At 70.6% G+C, this 19,260-nt stretch carries 18 protein-coding genes and 1 pseudogene; 8 read left to right on the plus strand and 11 right to left on the minus strand.

What is annotated here, in order from left to right; all coding sequences use genetic code 11:
* Position 1: 1 nt before the first annotated feature.
* Together ACYSUO_RS06095 and ACYSUO_RS06100 are read right to left on the minus strand one after the other, a co-directional pair.
* Entirely contained in the window at positions 2–1,345 is a 1,344-nt protein-coding gene (locus ACYSUO_RS06095) for a cation:dicarboxylate symporter family transporter (RefSeq protein ID WP_461774957.1), read from the minus strand.
* Positions 1,346–1,422: 77 nt separating this feature from the next.
* A complete protein-coding gene (locus tag ACYSUO_RS06100; protein WP_461774958.1) occupies positions 1,423–2,589 on the minus strand; it encodes a mandelate racemase/muconate lactonizing enzyme family protein in 1,167 nt (388 codons plus the stop codon).
* A 108-nt stretch (positions 2,590–2,697) separates the two neighbouring features.
* Between ACYSUO_RS06100 and ACYSUO_RS06105 the strand changes: the two genes are divergently transcribed.
* Positions 2,698–3,375, plus strand: coding sequence for a GntR family transcriptional regulator (locus tag ACYSUO_RS06105; protein ID WP_461774959.1), 678 nt, complete (start codon positions 2,698–2,700; stop codon positions 3,373–3,375).
* Here the strand turns inward: ACYSUO_RS06105 and ACYSUO_RS06110 are convergent.
* The 3 genes from ACYSUO_RS06110 to ACYSUO_RS06120 all read right to left on the minus strand — a co-directional run bounded on the left by ACYSUO_RS06110 (position 3,341) and on the right by ACYSUO_RS06120 (position 7,594).
* The gene (locus ACYSUO_RS06110; protein WP_461774960.1) at positions 3,341–4,501 is read right to left on the minus strand and encodes a M20 family metallopeptidase; all 1,161 of its coding nucleotides are present in this window, start codon (positions 4,499–4,501) and stop codon (positions 3,341–3,343) included. The genes ACYSUO_RS06105 and ACYSUO_RS06110 overlap by 35 nt on opposite strands.
* Positions 4,498–5,946 carry an aldehyde dehydrogenase family protein gene (locus ACYSUO_RS06115; RefSeq protein WP_461774961.1) on the minus strand — a complete coding sequence of 483 codons (1,449 nt, stop codon included), beginning with the start codon at positions 5,944–5,946 and terminating at the stop codon, positions 4,498–4,500. The genes ACYSUO_RS06110 and ACYSUO_RS06115 overlap by 4 nt, the downstream gene beginning before the upstream one ends.
* A 67-nt stretch (positions 5,947–6,013) precedes the next feature.
* Positions 6,014–7,594 (minus strand): GMC family oxidoreductase, encoded by a 1,581-nt coding sequence (locus ACYSUO_RS06120; RefSeq protein ID WP_461774962.1) that lies wholly within the window; start codon positions 7,592–7,594, stop codon positions 6,014–6,016.
* A gap of 122 nt (positions 7,595–7,716) precedes the next feature.
* On the opposite strand from ACYSUO_RS06120, the gene ACYSUO_RS06125 reads away from it, so the two are divergent.
* Positions 7,717–8,175, plus strand: a complete 459-nt coding sequence (locus ACYSUO_RS06125; RefSeq protein WP_461774963.1) for a GbsR/MarR family transcriptional regulator — start codon at positions 7,717–7,719, stop codon at positions 8,173–8,175.
* A 3-nt stretch (positions 8,176–8,178) separates the two neighbouring features.
* Here the strand turns inward: ACYSUO_RS06125 and ACYSUO_RS06130 are convergent, their stop codons facing one another.
* Complete coding sequence (locus tag ACYSUO_RS06130) at positions 8,179–9,222, minus strand: NAD(P)-dependent alcohol dehydrogenase (RefSeq protein ID WP_461774964.1); 1,044 nt, start codon at positions 9,220–9,222, stop codon at positions 8,179–8,181.
* A gap of 95 nt (positions 9,223–9,317) precedes the next feature.
* Between ACYSUO_RS06130 and ACYSUO_RS06135 the strand changes: the two genes are divergently transcribed.
* On the plus strand, positions 9,318–9,914 hold the full coding sequence (locus tag ACYSUO_RS06135) for a TetR family transcriptional regulator (protein WP_461774965.1): 597 nt from the start codon (positions 9,318–9,320) through the stop codon (positions 9,912–9,914).
* A 304-nt stretch (positions 9,915–10,218) separates the two neighbouring features.
* Here the strand turns inward: ACYSUO_RS06135 and ACYSUO_RS06140 are convergent, their stop codons facing one another.
* The 3 genes from ACYSUO_RS06140 to ACYSUO_RS06150 form a co-directional block, all read right to left on the minus strand.
* Positions 10,219–11,202, minus strand: coding sequence for an AraC family transcriptional regulator (locus tag ACYSUO_RS06140; protein ID WP_461774966.1), 984 nt, complete (start codon positions 11,200–11,202; stop codon positions 10,219–10,221).
* A gap of 270 nt (positions 11,203–11,472) precedes the next feature.
* Complete coding sequence (locus tag ACYSUO_RS06145; RefSeq protein ID WP_461774967.1) at positions 11,473–12,483, minus strand: alpha/beta fold hydrolase; 1,011 nt, start codon at positions 12,481–12,483, stop codon at positions 11,473–11,475.
* A 199-nt stretch (positions 12,484–12,682) separates the two neighbouring features.
* Entirely contained in the window at positions 12,683–13,297 is a 615-nt protein-coding gene (locus tag ACYSUO_RS06150) for an SbtR family transcriptional regulator (RefSeq protein WP_461774968.1), read from the minus strand.
* 133 nt (positions 13,298–13,430) lie between these two features.
* Here ACYSUO_RS06150 and ACYSUO_RS06155 point away from each other — a divergent pair, with 133 nt between their 5' ends.
* Complete coding sequence (locus ACYSUO_RS06155) at positions 13,431–14,384, plus strand: NmrA/HSCARG family protein (RefSeq protein ID WP_461774969.1); 954 nt, start codon at positions 13,431–13,433, stop codon at positions 14,382–14,384.
* A gap of 55 nt (positions 14,385–14,439) precedes the next feature.
* Here ACYSUO_RS06155 and ACYSUO_RS06160 read toward each other — a convergent pair whose 3' ends face one another.
* Complete coding sequence (locus tag ACYSUO_RS06160; RefSeq protein ID WP_328631003.1) at positions 14,440–15,009, minus strand: TetR/AcrR family transcriptional regulator; 570 nt, start codon at positions 15,007–15,009, stop codon at positions 14,440–14,442.
* Positions 15,010–15,114: 105 nt separating this feature from the next.
* Here ACYSUO_RS06160 and ACYSUO_RS06165 point away from each other — a divergent pair, with 105 nt between their 5' ends.
* From ACYSUO_RS06165 to ACYSUO_RS06180, 4 genes and pseudogenes are all read left to right on the plus strand, one after another.
* Positions 15,115–16,530 carry an MFS transporter gene (locus ACYSUO_RS06165; RefSeq protein WP_461774970.1) on the plus strand — a complete coding sequence of 472 codons (1,416 nt, stop codon included), beginning with the start codon at positions 15,115–15,117 and terminating at the stop codon, positions 16,528–16,530.
* 95 nt (positions 16,531–16,625) lie between these two features.
* Positions 16,626–16,802 (plus strand): annotated as a pseudogene (locus ACYSUO_RS06170) (response regulator transcription factor); the annotation flags it as partial.
* A gap of 243 nt (positions 16,803–17,045) precedes the next feature.
* Positions 17,046–17,528: a DUF5994 family protein gene (locus ACYSUO_RS06175; RefSeq protein WP_461774971.1), complete on the plus strand. Its 483-nt coding sequence runs from the start codon at positions 17,046–17,048 to the stop codon at positions 17,526–17,528.
* Positions 17,529–17,533: 5 nt separating this feature from the next.
* Positions 17,534–17,818, plus strand: coding sequence for a hypothetical protein (locus ACYSUO_RS06180; protein ID WP_461775170.1), 285 nt, complete (start codon positions 17,534–17,536; stop codon positions 17,816–17,818).
* Positions 17,819–17,842: 24 nt separating this feature from the next.
* Here the strand turns inward: ACYSUO_RS06180 and ACYSUO_RS06185 are convergent, their stop codons facing one another.
* Complete coding sequence (locus ACYSUO_RS06185) at positions 17,843–19,243, minus strand: MFS transporter (RefSeq protein WP_461774972.1); 1,401 nt, start codon at positions 19,241–19,243, stop codon at positions 17,843–17,845.
* Positions 19,244–19,260: the final 17 nt, after the last annotated feature.

Below are 19,260 nucleotides of genomic sequence, written 5' to 3' on the forward strand. Positions count from 1 at the left end.
GTCAGCCGTCGGCGCCGACCTTCGTGGTGTCGACGGACGCGGGCGGCGGGGGAGGTGTCTTGTCGGGTTGGAGCACCGACCGGGCCCGCGCCGTGTCGAAGTCGCCTTCCCACTTGCCGATGACGATGGTGGCGACCGCGTTGCCGAGGACGTTGATGAAGACGCGGCCCTCGTTGAGGATGCGGTCGACGCCGACGATCAGGGAGAGGGCGGCCAGCGGGATGTGTCCGACCGCGGTGACCGTGCTGGCGAGGACGATGAACGCGCCGCCGGCGATGCCCGCGGTGCCCTTGCTGGTGAGCATCATGACGCCGACCATGACGAGTTGCTGCTGCCAGGAGAGGTCGATGCCCATGGCCTGGGCGAGGAACATGGAGGCCATCGTGAGGTAGACGGCCGAGCCGTCCAGGTTGAAGGAGAACCCGGAGGGGATGACGATCCCGACCACCGGCCTGCCCACGCCGAGAGTCTCCAACTTCCTTACCAGCTGCGGCAGTACGGCCTCGCTGGAGCAGGTGCTCAGTGCGACGAGGAGTTCGGTCTTGAGGAAGCGCATGAGACCGAACAGGCTCAGCCGGCAGGCGCGCATGATGGCGCCGAGCACGACCAGGACGTAGACGACACACGTCGCGGTGAACAGCAGGATCAGGTACGCGAGTTGCTTGAGGCTCTCGGCCCCGTACGTGGCGACCACCATCGCCAGCGCGCCGAAGGTGCCCAGCGGGGCGAGGCGCATCACCCAGCCGACGATGCGGAACACCACATCGGAGAGGGCCTTGATGCCTCGGGTCAGCGGGGCACCGTCCTCACCGGTCATGTTGAGGGCAACGCCGAAGACGATGGAGACCATCAGCGCGGCCAGGATCGCGTCACCCGTGATCGCCCCGAGGAGCGAGGTGGGGATCAGCGAGGAGATGAAGCCGGTGAAGGTGGCGTGCTCGGTGGCCGTCTCCGGTACGTCCTCGGCGCGCAGCGTGGAGGGATCGACGTGCAGTCCCGCGCCGGGCTGGAAGACGTTGGCGACCACCAGGCCGATCAGCATCGACACCAGGGACAGCACCAGGAAGTAGCCGATCGCCTTCACACCGATCCGGCCGGCCTTGCGCAGGTTGTCCATGGAGGCGATGCCGGTGGTGACCACGCAGAAGACCACCGGGACCACGATCATCTTGACCAGAGCGATGAACCAGTCGTTGAGCGGCTTGAGTTCCTCGCCCACGCCCGGCGCGAACAGTCCCACGGCGATGCCGAGGACGGCGGCCAGGACGACCTGGAACCACAGCTCACGCAGCAGCCGGTTCAGCCTGGAGCGCGGTGGGCGGTCGGTGACGGCGGTTGATGTCATCGTAGGTGCTCCCTTGCACGACGATCGTGTGTTGCCTGTCCCGTTGGTGCCTTGAGTTGTGATGTGCGGAGAGCGGCTCAGCTGTGCAGGGCGCGCAGCACCTTGTGGAAGGCGGCCTTGCCCTCGAAGCCGATGCCGGGGATGTCGGTCAGGCCGACGCGGCTCTTCTCGACGACGGCGTCGTCGGCGAAGCCGCCGGTGGGCTGGAACTCGCCCGGGTAGGACTCGTTGCCGCCGAGCTTGAGTGCGGCCGCGATGTGCAGCGAGAACTGGTGACCGCCGTGCGGGATGCAGCGGCGCGAGGACCAGCCGTGCTGCTTCAGCATGTCCTGGATGCGCAGGTACTCGGTCAGTCCGTAGGAGAGTGCCGGGTCGAACTGGAGGGTGTCCCGGTCGGGCCGCATGCCGCCGTAGCGGATCAGGTTGCGGGCGTCCTGGAGCGAGAAGAGGTTCTCGCCGGTGGCGATGGGCCCTGCGTAGTGCTCGGCGACCGTGGCGTTGAGGTGGTAGTCCAGCGGGTCGCCGATCTCCTCGTACCAGAACAGGTTGTACGGCTCTATGGCCCGCCCGTACTCGAGCGCGGTGGCCAGGTCGAAGCGGCCGTTGACGTCGACGGCGAGGCGGGATCCGTCGCCGTCCAGGACCTCGATGACGGCCTCGATGCGGCGCAGGTCCTCGGCGAGGTCGGCGCCGCCGATCTTCATCTTGACGACGTCGTAGCCCTGGTCGAGGAAGCCGCGCATCTCGGCCTGGAGGTCGGCCAGTGTCTTGCCGGGGGCGTAGTAGCCGCCCGCCGCGTAGACGAACACCGAGTCGTCGGGCTCGCCGTCGCCGTGCCGTTCGGACAGGTACCGGTACAGCGGCTGGCCCGCGAGCTTCGAGGCCAGGTCGAACAGGGCCATGTCGACGACGCCGACGGCGACCGAGCGCTCGCCGTGCCCGCCGGGCTTCTCGTTGTGCATCATCAGCTCCCACGCCCGGGCGGGATCCAGCTCGCCGGCCTCGTTCAGGAGGTCCCCGGGCTCCGCCGCCATCAGGCGCGGCAGGATGCGGCGGCGCAGGATCTCGCCCGCGCTGTAACGGCCGTTGGAGTTGAAGCCGTAGCCCACCACCGGCTTCCCGTCGCGGATGACATCGCTCTCGATCGCCACGATCGAGCAGTCCATGGAGGAGAAGTCGATCCACGCGTTGCGGATCGAGGAGCTGATCGGGACGACGCCCTCGTACACGTTGGTGATCTTCATGGCGGCCTTCCTTGTAACTTATAAGATGTGACGGCTGTTAGAGTGGGCGTCGCCACCGGGAGCTGTCAAGGGGTGGGGGACCTCGGGAAAGGGACCGATCAAGAGGCCATGCCGAGCCAGAACACGTTCCTCAGTAAGAGCGATCTCGCCTACGCGGAACTGCGCGACCAGATCCTCACCGGTAGCCTCCCGGCCGGCTCACGTCTCGCCCAGTACGATCTCGCCGACTCGCTCAACATGAGCATCACGCCCCTGCGCGAGGCCATCCGGCGCCTCAGCAGCGAGGGACTGCTCACCGTCGAGACCCACCGCGACGTACGGGTGTCGACCATGACCGCCGACGAGGCCCGCCAGCTCTTCGAGGTCCGCCTCTCCCTGGACCCCACCGCGGCCGAACTCGCCGCCACCCGCCGCACCGAGGCCGACATCGCCGCGATGCGGGCCGCCGTCGCCGACCTGCTCCCGGTCACGCGCAAGTGGGGCGAGGAAGCCCTCACCGCCCACCGCGTCTTCCACCAGACGCTCTACCGGGCCTCGCACAACGACGTGCTCATCAAGATGCTCGACGACCTGTGGGACAAGTCCGACCGCTACCGCCGCCTCGGCCTCGACCTGCCGCCCGGCGACGAACCGCGCACCCGCGACCTCGAGGAACACCAGCGTCTGGTCGACCTCGTCGTGGACGGCGAGTCGGCCCGGGCCGCGCAGCTCATGCGCGACCACATCACCAACAGCCTCACCGCCACGGCGATCAGCGCCCTCGAGGACCTCGAGAACCGTTCGTAGAACGAGAGCGATGCGCGACGTCGATGGCCGTCCAGGCCATGCCGGTCGCCCCGTCGAGTACGGCACGGTCCGCGGCCTGTGTGGTGCACGCGGCGGTGAATTCCGGTTGGTGGTTGACCGCGGGGCCGCAGTCGAGTCCCAGCATGGGGTGGATGGTGGGCACGACATGGGAGACGTTCCCCATGTCGGTGGCGGCGCCCGCGACACTGTTCGGCAGCTCGGGGAAGTGCCGGCCGAGCGCCGTCGCGTTGGCGACCCACAGGTCCAACAGGCCCTGGTCCGGCCGCAGATCGGCGTAGTCGGGGCCGACCGGCGTGGTGGACAGTTCGCAGCCGGTGGCCAGCGCGCCGGCCTCGAAGCAGCGGTGCACACGCTCGGCCAGCGGCCGCAGGGCGTCGATGCTGTCGCTGCGTACGATCCAGTGGCCGCGGCTGGAGTCGGGGATGATGTTGGCGGCGGAGCCGGCCTGGGTGACGATGCCGTGGATGCGATCGGAGGCGGCCGTCTGCTGGCGCAGCAGTCCGATGCCCATCTGGGCGAGGGTCATGGCGTCCGCCGCGTTCACGCCCAGCTCGGGATAGGCACCGGCATGCGCCGCCTTGCCTTTGTAGGTGACATCGAACTGGGTGACGGCCAGGCCTGGCATCGCCGCCATCTCGACCGCGGCCGGATGCACCATCATGGCGGCGTCCACCCCGTCGAAGGCGCCCTGTTCCAGCATCAGCACCTTGCCGCCGCCACCCTCCTCCGCGGGAGTGCCCAACACCCGTACGGTCAGGTCGAGTTCGTCCGCCAAGGGGGCGAGCCCGATACCGGCGCCGACCGCCGCCGCGGCGATGATGTTGTGGCCGCAGGCGTGACCGATGTCGGGCAGGGCGTCGTACTCCGCGCAGATCGCGATGTGCGTCGGCCCGGTGCCGACGGTTGCTTCCACGGCGGTCGGCAGCCCGCAGTAGCCGTGCCGGACCTCGAACCCCGCGCCGCTGAGGGCATCGGCGACCCATCGGCTGGCGAGGTACTCCTCGAAGGCCAACTCGGGGTGGGCGTGGATGCGGTGGGACAGGGCGATCAGGTCGTCCGCCGCGGCTCGGATGTGCTGGGCCGCGGCCTGCTTCGTGGCGGTCATCGGGCGACCGCCGGGGCCGTGACGGTGATGTGCACGGTGGCGGGCCGGGTCGCGGCGTCGTACGCGGCACGCGCCCCGGTGGCTCCCATGCCGCTGTCGCGGGCGGGTTCGTAGAGCCGCTCGGGGCCGCCGCCCTGCCACTGGTTGACCCAGACGACACCTACGGGAAGGTGCCTGGCCGCCGCGATGTGCTCGGGGTCGTCGGTGTACACGGTGGCGGCGAGGCCGTAGCGCGATGCGGCCGCGCGGGTGAGGCCTTTCTCGAAGCTGGCCACGACGGATATCGGGGCCACGGGACCGAACGTCTCCTCGGTCATCACGAGCATGGTGTCGTCGACTCCGGTAAGCACGGTCGCCGGGTAGAAGTAGCCGCGACGTTCCGGTACGGCTCCGCCGGTGTGCACGGTGGCGCCCTTGGCGACGGCGTCCTCGACATGGCGCCGTACGGTGTCGCGTTGGCGCGCGTCCACGAGCGGTCCGAGCACCGTGGCGGGGTCGAGGCCGTCGCCGACGGTGAAGGTCCGCGCCGCGGCGACGAGGGCCTCGACGAACTCGTCCGCGATCCGCTCATGGACGTAGATCCGCTCCATGGAGGTGCAGATCTGGCCGGTGTTGACGAACGCGCCGAACGCCACGGCCTGCGCGGTGGCGACCGGGTCCACTCCCTCGTCGATCACGACGGGGTCCTTCCCGCCGAGTTCGAGCACGCAGCGGTTCAGACGCTGTCCGGTGGCCGTCCCCACCGCGCGGCCGGCCCCGACCGAGCCGGTGAAGTGGACGAGCCGTACGTCCTCGTGTTCCGCCAGCGCCGCACCGGTACGGCCGTCGCCCAGGACCAGGTTCAGCACGCCCGGTGGCAGCCCGGTGGAGGCGGCCAGCTCGAAGAGCCGGACCGTGGACAGCGGCGACCGCTCGGAGGGCTTGACCACGACCGTGTTCCCCGCGGCGAGCAGCGGGCCGAGGGCGCCGAGGACCATGGCGACGGGAAAGTTCCACGGCGTGATGACGGCGGTGACACCCAGCGGGTGGCGGACGATGTCGGTCCGCCCACCCTCAGGACCCGGCCCGGTCACGGTTTCGCTGAACGGGTAGGTGAGCGCCTGGTCCGCGGCGGCCTTCAGCCCGGCCACCGCGCCCTCGACGAACGTGCGCCCGATGCCGACCGGCTTGCCCATCTCCCGGCATTCCAGTTCGGCAAGTTCCGTGGTGTGTGCGGCGATCGCGTCGGCCCAGGCGTGAATGCGCTCCACGCGCCGGGCCACGGTGAGCGCGGCCCACTCGCGCTGCGCGGCGCCCGCCGCGGACACGGCGTGGTCGACGTCTTCGGCGCTGCCCGCGCGGAAGTGCGCGACGGCTTCCTCGGTGGCGGGGTTGACCACGGCGATGACGTCCTCGCCGCCCGGTTCTTCCCACCGGCCGCCGATGAGGTTCTGGAGCGTTTCCATGGGCGTGGCCGTTTCTGTTCGGGGCGGAGCGGGGCTCTGTGCGGGGTTCTGTGCTTACGGGGAGGTGTCAGGCGTCGAGCCGGTCCGCCATGAGTTCGCCGGTCATGATGGCGGCGAGATTGGTGTTGGCCCGTGGCACGGAAGGGAAGATCGATGCGTCCACGACCCGCAGCCCCCGGACACCCTGCACCCGGCATTCCGGATCGACGACCGCGCCGTCGGCGCCGGGCGCGCCCATCCGGCAGGTGCTCGTGCCGTGTTGGGCGTCGATGACCGTGGAGAGCAGGTGGTCGTCGAGGCTGCTGTCGTTCGCGAGGGCCGCGAACAGCGGACGGTTCGCCTCTTCGACCGATCCGCCCAGGACGGCGGCCGTCTCGGCGCTGCGGCTCAACTCCACGAGGGCGCGCACGCCTTCCCTCATCGGGGCGAGGTCGCGCTCGTCGGACAGCATGCGCTGGGCGACGTAGGGATGCGCCGAAGGGTCGGTGGAGACCAGGGTGAGCTCACCGCGCGAGTGGGTCCGGTTCAGCCAGACACCGAAGGCACCTGCGTGCGCCTGGGTGTTGGCCGTGGCCATGGCCAGCACGTTCTGATTGAGCGAGACGAACATGAGGTCGTCGGAGTGTGTACCCGTCCGGCTGGACCAGCGCACGCAGACGTTGGTGTGCCGGTCGTGCGGTGACGTGATGGCTGCCTCGGGCCGCAACGGCAGCGAGAGCACCGTCATCGCGTGGTCCTGCATCCCGACACCGACCGGCAGGTCCTGACGCACCTCGATGCCCAGCGCCCGCAGCTGTTCGGCGGGCCCGATGCCCGAGCGCAGCAGGATCGCGGGGGAGTGGATCACTCCCGCGCTGAGGACCACCTCGTCCGCGTACTCGGTGACGAGGGCTCCGTCGATCACCACACGTACACCGATCGCGCGGTCGTTCTCGAAGACGACGGTGTCCACCAGGGCGTCGCCGCGGACGGTGAGGCCGGGCAGGTCACGTGCCGGTTCGAGGTAGGCGTCGTTGACGCTGACGCGGCGGGAGGCACGGGAGTTGATCGGGTACGGCGAGACACCGGTGGCGCCGGGGGCGTTGACGTCGGGCGCCCAGCCGAACCCCGCCGCCAGGGCCGAGTCGGCCAGGGCCCGGTCGACGCTTCCCCAGGCGTCCCTCGGCGCCCGGTGGATCGGGGTCGGACCTCCGCGGCCGTGGTGCGGCCGGTCGCCGAATTCTTCGTCGTCCTCCAGCTTGGCGAAATAGGGCAGCACATCATCGGGTGCCCATCCGGTACAGCCGAGCCGGGCCCACTCCTCGAAGTCGGCCATCGGCGGCCGGATCGCGATCTGACCGTTGACGGACGAACTGCCGCCCACACCCCGGCCGCGCCAGTACGGGGCCTGCGCCTGCTTCTCGGTGCGCGAGGAGTTCAGACCGGTCCATACGAGATGTTCCGAGGCCGCGGGATCCATGAGGGCCACCACGGGGTTGGGCGAGCGCCACGCCTCCGGCATCTGCGCCGAGCGGTAGTCGGGGCCCGCCTCCAGCAGCAGGACCCGTCGGCCGCGAGCGGCGGCGCGGGCGGCGATCGCCGCACCCGCGGAGCCCGCGCCGACGACGATCAGGTCGTGAACATGCCGTGCCGTCTCGATCCGTGCCATGTCTACTCCTTGATGCGGGAGCGTCCCGCACCGGTGAGTCCCGCGCGGATGCTGGTAATCTGACGCACAAGGAAAGTTCAGTCAAGAATGAATTTTCACTTTTTTCCGTACGGGGAGGATCGGTGACGGGGACGGACGGGCCGCTGGTCGAGGACTTCGGCCGGCGGATCGGGCGCGCGATGGGATGGCCGCCCATCGCCGGACGGCTGGCGGGTGTCCTGATGCTCAGCCCCACCCCCATGACGCTGTCGGACCTCCAGGAGACGCTGGGTGCCAGCAAGGGCTCGACGTCGGAGATGACCCGCCTGCTCATCGCGAACGGCACGGTCGAACGGGTCAAGGTGCCCGGCGTGCGCCAAGCCGGTTACGTATGGCGCGACGACGCATGGAGCGGCTGCCTCCAGCACCAGCTCGCCCAGACCGAGCAGCTGCTCGAACTCGCAAAGTCCGCGCAGGAACGGGGAGTTGGCATGCCGGAGGTCCAGCAGGCGCGGCTGCGCGACATGCACGCCTACTACGACTTCATGGTGCGGCAGCTGCGGCGCCTGCTCGACGAATACCGTCAACTGCATGCGGGATAGCGGTCAGTCGAGGTCGGACATGTCGAGCACGAACCGGTAGCGGACGTCGTTCCGCTCCAGGCGTTCGAGAGCCGTGTTCACCTGGGACGACGGCAGCAGCTCGATGTCCGCGGTGATGCCGTGTTCGGCGCAGAAGCGCAGCATGGCGGCGGTGGACGGGCGGCCGCCGCTGCCGGCCGAGCTGAGCTTCTTGCGGCCGATGAGCAGGTCCAGGGTGTCCACGGTGACCGGCCCGAGGTGTCCGAGGTGGCTGAGGGTTCCGTCCATGGCGGTCACCCGCAGGTACGGAGCCAGGTCGTGGGGAGCCGAGATGGTGTCGATGACGACATCGAACCGGTCGCGGACCGCTTCCATCTGCTGCGGATCGGTGGACACCACGAACCCCTGCGCCCCCAGGCCGCGCGCCTCGTCGGCCTTGTCCGGGCTCCGGCTGATGACGGAGGTCGTGGCGCCGAGCCCGCTCGCCATCTTGACCGCGAGGTGTCCCAGGCCGCCAAGTCCGGCCACGGCGACGGTACTTCCAGGTCCCACGCCGAGTGCCCGCAACGGTTCCCAGACAGTGACGCCGGCGCAGAGCAGCGGAGCCGCGGCGGCCGCGTCGAGCCCCGCGGGCAGGTGGTAGGCGAACCGGTGGCTCACGACGTACTCGCGTGAGTACCCGCCCAACGTGGTCGAGCCGTCCTGCCGGTCGGCCCCGCCATAGGTCAGCGTCGGGAACTCGCGGCAGAAGTTCTCCTGTCCCGCCTGGCACATGCGGCACTTCCCGCACGAGTCGACGATGTTGCCGACGGCCACGGGCTCGCCCGGAGCGAAGTCGGCCACCGCCCCGCCGACCTCGGTCACCACGCCTGTGAACTCGTGCCCGGGCACGAGCACACCGTTCGCGTCGCTCCCGTGTGCCTCCAGCGCGTGCAGATCCGTGTGGCAGACACCGCAGTAGTCGATTCGCACCGCGATGTCGCCCGGGCGCAGGTCCCGGCGCTCCAGTGCCGTACGGCGCAGAGTCCGCGTCGTGCCGTCCGCCTGCCAACCGGTCGTGGAACGCATCGCCAACTCCTAAGACAGACTGTTCGGTCTGTTTTACGGTAGGCGCATGCGGGCCGAGAAGCAAACAGACGAGTCTGTCTGTTACGGTGCGGTACATGCCCGACCAGCCATCCAGCAGCCGCGGAGCGGCGACGTACCAGCGCATCGTCGACGTCGCCACGCAGGAATTCGCCGAGTACGGCATCGCCGGTGCGCGCATCGAGCGGATCATCGCCGCCGCGCGCACCAACAAGGCGCAGCTTTATGGCTACTTCGGCAACAAGGAACAGCTCTTCGACGCGATCTTCTTCGCCTCACTGGAGCGGATCACCAATGTCGTCACCATCGACGCCGAGGACCTCGCCGACTGGGCGGTGCGCCTCTACGACGAGTACCTCAGCCGCCCCGATCTGATCCGGCTGGCGACCTGGGCGCGCCTGGAGCGGCGCCCGACCGGGCACCTCGTGGCGGACCACGACCACTACGACGACCGCAAACTCCGCGCCATCGCGGAGGCGCAGGCCGCCGGCCGTATCAGGCAGGGGGACCCCTTCGACGTGATGGCCATGGTCATCGCCATGTCGATGGCCTGGTCCCCGGTGAGCAACGTCTACGCAGCCTCCGCCGAGGAGCCCGCGAGCGTGCACGACCAGCGGCGCACCCTGCTCCGGGACTGCGTGAGCCGCGCGGTCGCCCCGGAGCGGGGGGCCTGAGCGGGACCGGAAAGTCCCTGAACGGGCCACGACGTTTCGGGGCGGCAGTCAGTGGCCCCGCGACCTCGCCGCTGCCGCCCGCATCTTGCGGGCATCCGCACACATCCGCTGAGCCCGCTCGCCCTGCTGGAAGGCCCGCTCCCGCATCACGCGGGCGCGCTCCCGCATCCGCAGCTGCGCCGCGTACCCGGATGATTCGACTGAGCCCGAGGGCCTCATCGTGCCCCCTTCGCGGGTGGGATACGCCGCGCCCGAGCGCGGCGACAAGTACCTGACTGCACAGTACGCCCTCGGTCGGGCGAGGCTATTGGCGCAGCGTGATCGTCGGGCCGTGTCCGTAGGCGGCTCGGTACCGGGTGGTGAAGCGGCCGGGGTGGAGGAAGCCCCAGCGGGCGGCGACGGCGGTCACTGTGGTGGTGTTCGGGTCGGCTGCCAGTAGTTCGCGGTGCGCGTTGGCCAGACGCACGGCGCGCAAGTGGGCGAGGGGTGTCGTGTCCCGGTGGCGGCGGAAGGCGTACTGAAGGGCCCGAGGGGTGATGTGGGCGGCGGCCGCGATGTCGACGAGCCCGATGTCGCGGTGGGCGTTGGCCTCGATGAACGACACCGCCCGGCGCACGGTGGCGGGTGTGGGAGCACTCGGCCGCCGTGGCGGGCGAGAGGGCAGGGCGGTGTTGGGGAAGACGGTGAGGGCGGTGGAGGCCAGCAGGCGGGCGGCGTTGCCGATGAGGAGATCCTGGCCGGCGGCCTCGTCATTGGCGAGCAGGTGGTCGGCGATGTAGGTGACGGTGTTCTTCCAGAGCGCGGCCAGGTGCGGGGAAGCGGGGCGGAGCCCGGTGAACTGCCAGGTGCCGGGCTGCCCATCGGGCAGAATTCCGGCGGCCTCCCGCAGGAGGGCAGGACGCAGCAGGACTCCCTGCAGGGCGGCGTCGTGGGTGACGGACCGGTAGGTCCGGTCGGGCAGGGACTGGACGAAGACATCGCCGGCAGTGAAACGTTCGTCGAAGCCGGCGCACTGGCTCGCAAAGGTGCCCCGGTGCAGCCTGACGATCAGCAACGAGTCCAAGCTGGCGCCGACATCGAGATCCAGCGGTGTGTCGACGTCGTCGACCGCGAACGAGCCGGCATCGCTGCGCGCATGGTGGAAAGCGCGTCCGTTGGCCGGGTTGTCCATACGCATGTTGAGCCCGTAGGCGCAGTCCAGGAACGTGCGCACGCTGTCCGGGTCGGCCGAGGAAAAGTGTGTACGTATAGGGGAGTTGTCCTGCGGGGGTGAACTCGCGAGCGTCATGCGTGGCTGCCGTCTGCCGGGTGTTTTCCTTCGCGACCACACGCGGAACGAGTGATCAACATGAGGAAAAGCCTGGCACAGCACCAGGGTGCGGGGCGAGGGTTTCGTGCAATGTACAGACGCCTTCGCTGTGTGCACTGTCCGCCATGGCGTGGCCTTGTGAGGATGGGGGCCTGCGGATCCTCTCCCTTGATGACAGCGGGGAGGCCAACCGCCGCCAAATACCGTGGTGCGGGGGCCAGTCGGCGGGTCCCCGCACCACGGTCGGCCTCACGTCGCGCTGCGTTCGCTCGCCTCGAGGTAATCGCGTCCCACACCTTGTGCGTAGGGGTCCTCCGGGCGTCCTGTACGCAGGAGTTCGCGCCACTGCTCGACGCTCCAGTCGCCGGGCGTGGTCGTGGCGATGAACTCCTGCAGGAGCTGGACGAACCGCGTGGGATCGGCGTGGTGAGGGAAGTGTCCCGCGCCCGGGAAGATCTCGAGGCGGCTGCCCGGCATCGCCGCGTGGGCGGTGTGGGCGTGGTCCACGGGCAGCACGCTGTCGCGGTCGCCCCAGACGAGGAGGGTGGGTATGCCCTGGGCCAGGTAGCAGCGGTCCAGCATGGTGACCACCTGGCCGCGCCAGTCGACGACGGCCCGCAGCGTACGGGTGAAGGCGTTGCGGGAGTTCTGGTCGGGCAGGGCGTCGACCAGGTTGACGAGGTCGGCCGCGTCCACGCCGAGTCCGGTGTCGAGGAGTTGGAGAGCGCGGATGAACGCGGCGATCGGCACCTGCGCGCCGGGCACCTTCAGCAGGCCGAGCGCGAGCCCCGCGCCGGGCAGGGTCGCGGCCCGCAGCACGGGAGTCACCTGGCGCCCGACCCCACCGGTGGAGATCAGGACCAGCCGGTCGACGCGCTCGGGGAACTGGTACGCGAACTGCATCGCGACCCCGCCACCGAAGGAGTGCCCGACGAGGGTGACCCGTTCGACGCCGAGCACGCCGAGGAGATCACGCAGGCCGTTCGCGTACGCGGCGACCGAGTAGTCGGCCCGCGGCTTCGCCGAGTCGCCGTGGCCGAGCAGGTCGGGGGCGATGACGGTGTGCCGGCGCGCGAGGGCGGCGAAGCAGTCCTCCCAGTGCGCCGAGGACGCCCCGACTCCGTGGATGAGCAGAACGGCCGGGCCCTCACCGGCGATCCGGTAGGCGCGGCGGTAGCCGTGGACGGTGGAGAAGGTGAGCATGCTGCCGGTCTCCGGCGCACGGGCGGCCGAGCCGCGGATCGGGATGACGTGCGCCATGGTCGTTCTCCCAGCGAGCGGTTCTCCGCAGGGGTGCGGGATCCCGGTGTCGTGTCCGGGGTCGGTGTGCCGAGTGTACGAAGCGCGGTGCGGCGGAGGGTTTCGTGCGGGTTGCGGGTGGATTCCGTTCCTGGGGTGGGCCAACTGCCGGTCGGGCAGTGGGCCTTCTGGTCGGGTCGGCCTGTTCCGGGGTGGGTGGTCAGCCGCGTTCCGGGCTGATGCCCGCCACTGCCAGTGCGAGCAGTTGGTCGGCGCGGGCCGTGGGGTCGGGGTGGTGTTCCGTGGCGAGGGCGAGGCCGACGGCCAGGGTGATCAGGTCCTCGACCGTGGTCTGCGGCGCCACCGCGCCCTCCCGCGCGGCGCTCCGCAGCAGCGGCTCTCCCGCCTCGATCAGCGCCGCCGCGCAGGAGTTGCCCCCCAGCGGGTCGTGCCCCTCGTCGTACGAGAGGGCTGCCGCGAGGCCGCGCGCGGTGACGCAGTAGGCGACCACCTCGCCGAGCCACTCCAGCAGTGCCTTCCGGTCTTCGCCGTTACTGCTGGTGGCGTGGTGGCTGGTGCCGTTACGGCTGGCGCCCTTTCGGTCGGCCAGTTCGCGTGCCCGTGCGCACAGTGCCTCGATCCGCTGCTGGGAGACCGCCTCCAGTAGCGCCCGCCGGGTCGGGAAGTGCCTGCGTACGGTCGCCGAGCCGACCCCGGCCACGCGTGCGATCTGCTCCAGCGAGGCGTCCGCGCCCTGCGCCGCGACCTCCTCCTCGGCCACGGCGAGGATCCGCTCGTAGTTGCGCCGGGCGTCGGCGCGCTGCCGCTCGACCATGTCATCAGCTCCAGGATTGCTAAGTGGCGGGCCCCGCCATATCGTAGCCGAACATAAGTGGCGGGCCCCGCCATTTTCGTTGGCCGGCGTCTGTCGGCGGACGGTCGTATGCCGAAGTCGAAGGGGTTTTCCCATGTCCATCCCGTCCGCCGACTCGCCGCTGGCCCATGCCCGCACCCATGCCCACGCCCCCGTGCTCGTCACCGGCGCCACCGGGCGTCAGGGCGGTGCCACCGCTCGCGCGCTGCTCTCCGCAGGAGTTCCCGTACGCGCCTTGGTCCGGGACCCCGCCACCGACCGGGCCCGCGCCGTCGCCGGACTCGGCGCCCAGCTCGTCACCGGGGATCTCCTCGACCGCGCTTCCGTAACGCGCGCCGCCGAGGGTGCCCGCGCCGTCTTCTCCGTTCAGATGCCCCTCTTCACCGCCGAGGGCGCCGACTTCGACAACGAGCTGACCCAGGGCGCCAATCTCGTCGAAGGAGCCCGGGCCGCCGGGGTGGAGCAGTTCGTGCACACCTCCGTCGCCGGCGCGGGGCAGCACATCGAGGTCCCCGGCTGGGCCGAGGGGCATTGGGACTTCATGGCCCCCGCCCTCGACACCAAGGCCGCCATCCAGGACCTGGTCCGCAAGGCCGGCTTCCCGCGCTGGACCCTGCTCAAGCCGGGCTTCTTCATGGACAACCTGCTCCCGTCCATGGCCTATCTCTTCCCGAACGGCATCGAGGGTGGCCTGATCACGCTCATCAAGCCCGACACCCGGCTCTCCCTGACCGCGGTCGCGGACATCGGCACCGCGGCCGCCGCCGCCCTCGCGGACCCGGACCGTTTCCACGAGGTGGAGCTCGAACTGGCCAGTGAGTACCGGTCGATGGCGGAAATCGCCGAGGTCCTCAGCCGCGTGCTGGGTAAGCGCATCACCGCGCCGGACCTGACCCTGGAGCAGGCCCTCGCGGCCGGAATGCCTCCCATGGGTGCCTCCGGTGCGTGGATGAACGCCGCGGGTCAGCCGGGCCGCCCGGAGTTCGCGCGTGCGTTGGGTCTGCCGCTGACGCGTTTCGAGGGCTGGGCGCGGGAGAACCTGCGTTAGGGCCTGAGTCACCTGAGTCAAACGGCCGACCCTGGGGGCCTGGGTCGGTCGATGGTCAGCGCAGCAGTCGGTCGACCAGGCCGTCCAGGTACTCCGGGGTGAGCGGGCCCGCGCCGAACAGGACGCGGATGTACATGGGGGCCATGACGTGGTCGAGGACGTCCAGCGCGTCGAGGGACCGCTCCCCGCGCTCGCGTGCCCGGTCGAGCATGGTCTGCATCTGCCGGGCCCGTTCGCCGAGGAAGTCGTCGCGCAGGCGCATGCCCTCGGGGCCCGAGCCGGACAGGGCGACGGTCAGGCGGAGCACGGCGAGGCCGTCGGGTCCGGTGATCTCCTGGGCCACCTGGGCCGCGTAGGTGCGCAGGTCGCCGGCCAGGTCCCCGGTGTCCGGCATCGGTGACCGCGCGTTGAGGCGGGTCAGCGTCACGTCGGTGAGCAGCTCTTCGAGGCTGCCCCAGCGGCGGTAGACGGTGGTGTCGGCGACTCCCGCGCGGGCCGCGACCTCGCTGACGGTGAATCCGCCGTAACCGCGTTCTCCCACCAGGTCGGTGACGGCCTGATGTACGGCCGCGCCGACGCGGGCGCTGCGTCCGCCGGGCCTCCGGGTGCGCTGTTGTTCGTCCATGTCTCCCACCTTAACGCAGCTCGCACTTGCGTTTACATATCGGGCTGCTCTATGGTCTCGCTTAATGCAGCCGTCGGCTGCATTAAGCGAGTGGGAGGGTACGTCATGCTCGTGGTGACCTGTCTGGGGCAGTTCATGGTGCTGCTCGACAACACGATCGTCGGCGCGGCACTGCCCGACATGCAGCACCGCCTGGGTGCTGATCTGACCGGCCTGCAATGGATCGTCGACGCGTACGTCCTGCTGGTGGCCATGCTGCTGCTGTCCGGCGGAGTCTTCGCCGACCGCTTCGGCCGCAAGCGCGTGTACCTGAGCGGTGTCGCGGTGTTCACCGCCGCGTCCGTGCTGTGCAGCGTCGCCCCCTCGGTCGGCTGGCTGGTGGCCGGGCGGGTGCTGCAAGGGATCGGGGCCGCGGCGCTGAGCCCCGCCTCGCTCGCACTCCTGGTGGCCGCGCATCCCGCCCCGAAGGAGCGGGTCAGGGCGATCGGGCTGTGGGCGGGGCTCAGCGGCATCGGCCTGGCCGCGGGGCCCGTGGCCGGAGGCGCCCTTACGCAGGCGTTCGGCTGGCCCGCGATCTTCCTGGTCAACGTGCCCATCGGCGTGGTCCTGCTGGTGGCCGGACGGCGCGTCCTGAAGGAGTCCCGCACCCCGGAGCCCGGCGCCCTCGACATCCCGGGCACGATCCTGTCCGTCCTCGGGGTCGGCACGCTGTCCTACGCCCTGATCGAGGGCGGCTCGCGCGGCTGGACCTCACCGGTCATCCTCGGTGGCTTCGCGGCGGCGGCCGTCCTCCTCGGCGCGTTCGTGGCCGTGGAACGGCGCCACCCCGCACCGATGCTGCCGCTCGGCCTGTTCCGTCAGCGGCTGTTCACCGTCTCCAACTCCGCGATGATCGTGGTGGGGTTCGCGCTCATGGGCTCGAACTTCTTCTTCTCGCAGTTCTTCGTGTACGTCCAGGGCAGCTCGATCCTGATGGCCGGACTGCAGACCCTGCCCGGCACGCTCGCCATGGTCGTCGTCAGCCCCTTCGCGGGCCGCCTCGCCGCCAGGTACGGCTACCGGTCCGTCGTCACCGGCGGCCTGGCGCTGGCCGGGCTCGGGCTCGTCGCGCTGGGCGGGGTGCATGCCGACACCGGTTACGCGAACGTGTGGTGGCGGCTCGCCATGGTCGGCATCGGCTTCGCCCTGACCATGTCCCCGCTGACCGGCGCCGCCATCCAGGCGGTCGACCCGCGGGAGGGCGGCCTCGCCTCGGGCATCAGCAGCACCACGCGGCAGATCGGCGCGGTGCTCGGCGTGGCGGTGCTCGGGGCTGTGGTCCGTGCCTTGCAGTCCGGCGGGGCCTCCTTCGAGGCCGGTCTCGAGGGTGCCTTCGTCGTGGCCGGAGCCGTCACCCTGGCCGCAGCGGTGTGCACCGGGCTGTGGCTGGTGAGCTCCCGGCCGGCGCCCGCACCTGCGCCCGCGTCCGAACCCACGCCCGCTCCTGTGTCGCAGCAGCGCCCCGACCTCGGCGCGCGGTGAACTGCGTGCCCTGGACGGTGGGCCCGGAAGCCTGGCCGATCGGACCCGAAGCTTGGACGGTCGGCCGAGGCGGGGCCGCGTAACCCGCACGCGGTGATGCTGACGGCCTTCGGCTCCTGGGCACCGGCCTCTCCAACGCCGAGATAGCCACCCGGCTGCACCTGAGCTCCGGCACGGTCAAGGCCCACATCAGCAGCATCCTCACCCGCACCGACTGCACCAACCGCGTCCAGGCCGCGGTACTGGCACAGGAGGCGGGCCTGCTCGGCTGACATCGGGCGGCCCGCACAGCTGCACAGCCCGCACAGTCATCAGCCCACTCACCCACTCACCCACCCACACACCTGCGCCACGAAAGCGGAACGGCCCTCGACGGGCCGGCCGCCGAATGCGCCCGCAGGAGTACGGTGGAGGCACCGAGGGCATTTCGCACTCCGGCAGCCACGCGGGTCTCGTCCTCGGTGATCGGATACATCGGGGCGACCCCCGTGCCGCTCCGGAGACGGGTTCGCATCGTGATCGCGATCATCCCGCCCACCCGCACCACGCCACCCGCACCCTCCCGGCCGCCCGGTGCCCGCGTCGCGCTGAGGTCCCCGACGAGCCACGGCCTGCTGGACGGCGCCTGGTGGCCCCACTCGCGCGACCTGACCGTCGAGCTCCCCGAACTCGTGGACGTACTCGACCCGTCGTGGGGCCGGATCACGCGGGTCGCCGTCAACCCGATGCTCTGGCCCGTCGTCCCGCGCAAGGTGACCGTCGGCCGGCGGGCGGTGAAGACCGGGTGGTTCACTCCCGAACTCGACCCGCACACACTGCTGTTGCTGTCCTACGGGACCCGCCGCTTCGATCTCCTGGTGATTCCGCCCGAGACGAGTGCCGCCTGCGCGGACCGGCTCATGGTCGGTGCCTGCGCCCCGGACGGTCCTCGGCTGAGCGCCACGGATCTCGTGGCGGCCGAAACCGCGCGCCCCGGCCCCACGGTGGCGGGGCGGTGACGGCCATGGACGCCGTGATCACCGCACTCGCCTTCCTCCTGCTGATAGCCCTGGGCGCCTACCTGATCCATCGACTCAACGCCCAGCACGCCGAAAGGATCGCCTTGCGCACCTACCGCCGCTTCCTGCCCGGCCGCCGAACTCCCGGCGAACCGGCAGACGCCACGACCCTGCCCGCCCAGCCCCCGCCGGTCGTCCCGGCCGACCGGCACGACCATCGCGACGGCGGCCGCGGCCGGTTCAGGGCACGCCGCCGCCACGACCGCACCACGCACAAGCAGTCCCACTGAGCCGTACCGCGTCGAGGATTCCGACTACGGGACGTCGGCCGCGTCCGGAGTCTTGACCGGCGGCGCGGTGGCGGTCTGCTTCGGGTGCAGGCGGCGCAGGGCCCGGGGCGCCGTCTCCGGCAGGGCCATCAGACACACCACGGAGAGGAGACAGGTGCCGGCGAGGTAGTAGCCGACGTTCATCGCGTCCCCGGTCGCGGCGACGATCCGGTTCGCGACCAGCGGGGAGATGCCGCCGCCGAGGACCGCCCCGAGGTGGAAGGCGATGCCCATCCCGGACTGCCGCTGGTCGCGGGGGAAGAGCTCGGTGAAGAAGGTGTACATCGGGCCGAACAGCAGCCCGGTCGTCGCGAAGCCGAGCATCAGCGCGCCGGTGAGGGCGCCGATGGATCCGGTCCCGGCGATGGGGAAGATGACCAGCACCGCCACCAGCGACGAGAGCGCTCCGGTGAACATGACCGGCCGTCGGCCGAACCGGTCGGAGGCCCAGGCCCCGAGTACGTTGCTGGCCGCGTGGACCAGCAGGCCGAGGGTGCTGGCGTTGACCACCTCCTGGCGGGGCAGCCCGAGACCGTCGGGCGCGGCCGATGTCGCGTAGGACATCATGAAGGTGACCAGCGCGAACGTGCAGGAGTTCAGGCCGATGTTCACGCCCGCGGCCAGCAGCACCCGCCGCCAGTTGGAGCGGAAGACGTCGGCCACCGGGCGCCGGTTCTTGAGGGTCTCGCCCTCCTCGCGCACCATCTGCTGGAACACCGGGCTCTCCGCCACGCCCCGGCGGATCCAGATGCCGATGACGATGGCGATGCCACCGGCGAGGAAGGGCAGCCGCCAGCCCCATGACTCGACGCTGGAATCCGGCAGGAAGAGCACGGCGGCGAACGCCAGGTTCGCGAGGATCGTCCCGAACGGCGAGCCGAGCGCGACGAACACGCCGTACCTGGCCCGCTTCTCATCGGGGGCGTGCTCGATGGCCAGGGCGGCGGCGCCACCGGTCTCGCCGCCGCGGAACAGGCCGTGTGCCATCCGCAGGACGACCAGGAGCAGTGGCGCCGCGACACCGATCTGGGCGTAGGTCGGCAGCACACCCATCAGGACGGTCGCCGCGCCCATGCCGATGAAGGTGAGCAGCAGCGCGAAGCGCCGCCCGTACCGGTCCCCGAGCCAGCCGAATCCGGCCGCGCCGAGCGGGGCCATCAGGAAGCCGATGGCGAAGGTCGCGAGCCCGAGGAAGGTGCCGAACCAGGCGTCGTCGGTCCGGAAGAAGGTGTCGGTGAGGACGAGCGTGGTCGCCGTCCCGTAGATGGCGAAGTCGTAGAACTCCAGGGAGGTGCCCACGCCACTGGCCATGGCGATACGGGCGATGCCGGTGCGGGGCGGCTCCGGCGCGGTCGGTGTGTCCGTCGCCGATATCTGCTCGGTCATGTGTCTACCTCGGTGCC

This window comes from Streptomyces sp. UC4497, from assembly GCF_054871485.1.

Coding starts and splice junctions, on each gene's coding strand:
- ACYSUO_RS06165 (WP_461774970.1), top strand. CDS start 15,115: ATGCTCGTGGTGACCTGTCTGGGGCAGTTCATGGTGCTGCTCGACAAC.
- ACYSUO_RS06105 (WP_461774959.1), top strand. CDS start 2,698: ATGCCGAGCCAGAACACGTTCCTCAGTAAGAGCGATCTCGCCTACGCG.
- ACYSUO_RS06180 (WP_461775170.1), top strand. CDS start 17,534: ATGGACGCCGTGATCACCGCACTCGCCTTCCTCCTGCTGATAGCCCTG.
- ACYSUO_RS06135 (WP_461774965.1), top strand. CDS start 9,318: ATGCCCGACCAGCCATCCAGCAGCCGCGGAGCGGCGACGTACCAGCGC.
- ACYSUO_RS06160 (WP_328631003.1), bottom strand. CDS start 15,009: ATGGACGAACAACAGCGCACCCGGAGGCCCGGCGGACGCAGCGCCCGC.
- ACYSUO_RS06140 (WP_461774966.1), bottom strand. CDS start 11,202: ATGACGCTCGCGAGTTCACCCCCGCAGGACAACTCCCCTATACGTACA.
- ACYSUO_RS06100 (WP_461774958.1), bottom strand. CDS start 2,589: ATGAAGATCACCAACGTGTACGAGGGCGTCGTCCCGATCAGCTCCTCG.
- ACYSUO_RS06130 (WP_461774964.1), bottom strand. CDS start 9,222: ATGCGTTCCACGACCGGTTGGCAGGCGGACGGCACGACGCGGACTCTG.
- ACYSUO_RS06155 (WP_461774969.1), top strand. CDS start 13,431: ATGTCCATCCCGTCCGCCGACTCGCCGCTGGCCCATGCCCGCACCCAT.
- ACYSUO_RS06115 (WP_461774961.1), bottom strand. CDS start 5,946: ATGGAAACGCTCCAGAACCTCATCGGCGGCCGGTGGGAAGAACCGGGC.
- ACYSUO_RS06185 (WP_461774972.1), bottom strand. CDS start 19,243: ATGACCGAGCAGATATCGGCGACGGACACACCGACCGCGCCGGAGCCG.
- ACYSUO_RS06120 (WP_461774962.1), bottom strand. CDS start 7,594: ATGGCACGGATCGAGACGGCACGGCATGTTCACGACCTGATCGTCGTC.
- ACYSUO_RS06110 (WP_461774960.1), bottom strand. CDS start 4,501: ATGACCGCCACGAAGCAGGCCGCGGCCCAGCACATCCGAGCCGCGGCG.
- ACYSUO_RS06145 (WP_461774967.1), bottom strand. CDS start 12,483: ATGGCGCACGTCATCCCGATCCGCGGCTCGGCCGCCCGTGCGCCGGAG.
- ACYSUO_RS06095 (WP_461774957.1), bottom strand. CDS start 1,345: ATGACATCAACCGCCGTCACCGACCGCCCACCGCGCTCCAGGCTGAAC.
- ACYSUO_RS06150 (WP_461774968.1), bottom strand. CDS start 13,297: ATGGTCGAGCGGCAGCGCGCCGACGCCCGGCGCAACTACGAGCGGATC.